The 3,117-nt window shown below is 62.1% G+C and carries 2 protein-coding genes and 1 pseudogene; all 3 read left to right on the forward strand.

Going from position 1 to position 3,117, the window contains the following annotated elements:
- Positions 1–71: 71 nt before the first annotated feature.
- Positions 72–473 (forward strand): DNA-directed RNA polymerase subunit omega, encoded by a 402-nt coding sequence (gene rpoZ / locus EOA86_RS28340; RefSeq protein WP_029354482.1) that lies wholly within the window; start codon positions 72–74, stop codon positions 471–473.
- 111 nt (positions 474–584) lie between these two features.
- Entirely contained in the window at positions 585–2,813 is a 2,229-nt protein-coding gene (locus EOA86_RS28345) for a bifunctional (p)ppGpp synthetase/guanosine-3',5'-bis(diphosphate) 3'-pyrophosphohydrolase (protein WP_128344695.1), read from the forward strand.
- Positions 2,814–2,845: 32 nt separating this feature from the next.
- Positions 2,846–3,117 (forward strand): annotated as a pseudogene (locus tag EOA86_RS28350) (orotate phosphoribosyltransferase); the annotation flags it as partial.

Genomic DNA, 3,117 nt, shown 5'->3' on the forward strand with positions numbered 1-3,117 from the left:
GTATTTTGGCGACGTCCGGGTTATGGACCGCGCCTGTTTTCCATCAAATCCAGGCATGAAAGGGGCAGCTCATGGCCCGCGTAACCGTTGAAGATTGCATCGACAAGGTCGACAACCGCTTCGAGCTCGTGCTTCTGGCCGGCCATCGCGCCCGTCAGATCAGCCAGGGCGCGCAGATCACCGTCCCTCGTGACAACGACAAGAATCCGGTCATCGCGCTGCGCGAGATCGCCGAGGAGACATTGTCGCCCGACGACCTCAAGGAAGATCTGATCCACTCGCTGCAGAAGCATGTCGAGGTCGACGAGCCGGAAGCCGATGGCGAGGCGATCGCCGACCAGACCGGTACCGCCGCTGCGGCAACCGATGCCGACGACACCGAGGACAACATCACCTTCGACCGCATGACCGAGGAAGATCTCCTGGCCGGCATCGAAGGTCTGGTGCCGCCGGAAAAAAGCGACGACTATTGATCTTCGCAACGGCTGCCGACACTTTCGCGTCGGCGGTTTCGTGGTTATCTATGACATGCGCCGTACGCCAGTGCGGCGCATGATTCGTTTCAGCACTGCGAGATCCCGCCCATGATGCGTCAGTATGAGCTTGTCGAGCGCGTCCAGCGCTACAAGCCTGACGTCAACGAGGCGCTGCTCAACAAGGCCTATGTCTACGCCATGCAGAAGCATGGTCACCAGAAGCGCGCCTCCGGCGATCCCTATTTCTCGCATCCGCTCGAAGTCGCCGCCATCCTCACCGAAATGCACATGGATGAGGCGACCATCGCGGTTGCCCTGCTGCACGACACGATCGAGGACACCACGGCGACCAAGGCCGAGATCGACGAGCTGTTCGGTCCGGAAATGGGCAAGTTGGTCGAAGGCTTGACCAAGCTGAAGAAACTCGACCTCGTCTCCAAGAAGGCCGAGCAGGCGGAAAACCTGCGCAAGCTCTTGCTGGCGATCTCGGAAGACGTTCGCGTGCTGCTGGTCAAGCTCGCCGACCGCTTGCACAACATGCGCACTCTCGACCATGTGCCCGAAGCCAAGCGCCTGCGCATCGCCGAGGAAACGATGGATATCTATGCGCCGCTTGCCGGGCGCATGGGCATGCAAGGCATGCGCGAGGAGCTCGAGGAGATCGCCTTCCGCTTCATCAATCCGGAAGCCTACCGCGCCGTCACCGCGCGGCTCGCCGAAATCTTCGAACGCAACAAGGATGTGCTGTCCGAGATCGAAAGGGCGCTGTCCACGCTGTTCGAGAAATATGCGATCAAGGCCGAGGTCAAGAGCCGCCAGAAGAAGCCGTGGTCTGTGTTCCGCAAGATGGAGGCCAAGGCGCTGTCCTTTGAGCAGCTATCCGACATTTTCGGCTTTCGCGTCGTCGTCGATACCGTCGAGGACTGCTACCGGGCGCTCGGCGCCATCCACTCGACATGGTCGATGGTGCCAGGCCGCTTCAAGGACTACATCTCGACTCCGAAGCAGAACGACTACCGTTCGATCCACACCACCATCGTCGGACCGTCGCGCCAGCGCGTCGAGTTGCAGATCCGCACCTATCAGATGAACAAGATTGCCGAATATGGCGTTGCCGCGCATTCGATCTACAAGGACAGCGGCGGCAAGATGAACGGCACTGCCCACGCGATCTCGAAGGAGACCAACGCCTATGCCTGGCTGCGGCGCACCATCGAGCAGCTTGCCGAAGGCGATAATCCCGAGGACTTCCTCGAAAACACCAAGCTGGAACTGTTCCAGGACCAGGTGTTCTGCTTCACGCCCAAAGGCATGCTGATCGCGCTGCCGCGCGGCGCCACGCCGATCGACTTCGCCTACGCCGTGCACACCGATGTCGGCGACACCTGCGTCGGCGCCAAGGTCAACGGTCGCATCATGCCGCTGATGACCGAGCTGAAGAATGGCGATGAAGTCGAGATCATCCGCTCCAAAGCGCAGGTGCCCCCGGCGGCGTGGGAGTCGGTCGTCGTCACCGGCAAGGCGCGCTCGGCGATCCGCCGCGCCACCAAGAATGCCATCCGCAAGCAGTATTCGGGTCTCGGTATCCGCATACTGGAACGCGCCTTCGAACGATCCGGAAAGATCTTTACCAAGGAGAGCCTGAAGTCGGTGCTGCATCGGCTGGCGCGCAAGGACATCGAGGATGTGCTGGCCTCTGTCGGCCGCGGCGAACTTGCCTCCACCGATGTCATGAAGGCGGTGTTTCCCGACTACAAGGACGAGCGCGTCACGCTGGCCGCGCCCAAGCAGCGCGAGGAGGGCTGGTCGAAGATCCGCAACGCCGCCGGCATGCTGTTCCAGATTCCGGGCCGCGCGGCACGCAAGGACAAGGACCAGCCAAAGGACGGCGCCGTGCCGATCCGCGGCGTCCGCGGCGACCTGCCGGTGCGCTTCGCGCCGGAAGGTGCTGTCCCCGGCGACCGCATCGTCGGCATCGTGCAGCCGGGAACCGGCATCACCATCTATCCGATCCAGTCGCCGGCGCTGCAGGCTTTCGACGACCAGCCCGAACGCTGGATCGACGTGCGCTGGGACATAGACGAGCGCACCAAGGAGCGGTTTCCGGCGCGAGTCTCGGTCACCGCCATCAACGCGCCGGGTTCACTGGCCGACATCGCGCAGGTCGTTGCATCCAACGACGCCAACATCCATACATTGTCGATGGTGCGCACCGCGCCCGATTTCACCGAAATGCTGATCGATCTCGAAGTCTGGGACCTGAAGCACCTGAACCGGCTGCTGTCGCAGCTCAAGGACAATTCGAGCGTCAGCGATGCGCGACGCGTGAACGGCTAGAAATCATCAGCGTGCTGGAGAACAAGGCAGAGATGAACACCGACGAAGTGCTGGGCATTTTCCGTGAAGCCGGTGCCGTTCTCGAAGGGCATTTCATCCTGACGTCGGGCTTGCGAAGCCCGGTCTTCCTGCAGAAGGCGCGGGTCTTCATGCATGCCGACAAGACCGAGCGCCTGTGCAAGGCACTGGCCGAGAAGATCCGCGCTGCTGTGTCCGGCAGGATCGATTATGTCGTCGGTCCGGCGATCGGCGGGCTGATCCCGGCCTACGAGACCTCGCGCCATCTTGGCGCGCCGGCGATCTG

The sequence above is a fragment of the Mesorhizobium sp. M5C.F.Ca.IN.020.32.2.1 genome, from assembly GCF_004023105.1.
GTDB lineage: Bacteria > Pseudomonadota > Alphaproteobacteria > Rhizobiales > Rhizobiaceae > Mesorhizobium > Mesorhizobium wenxiniae.

Bases quoted from the DNA above. Each gene is read 5' to 3' on its own strand.
- rpoZ (WP_029354482.1), top strand. From the start codon at position 72: ATGGCCCGCGTAACCGTTGAAGATTGCATCGACAAGGTCGACAACCGC.
- EOA86_RS28345 (WP_128344695.1), top strand. From the start codon at position 585: ATGATGCGTCAGTATGAGCTTGTCGAGCGCGTCCAGCGCTACAAGCCT.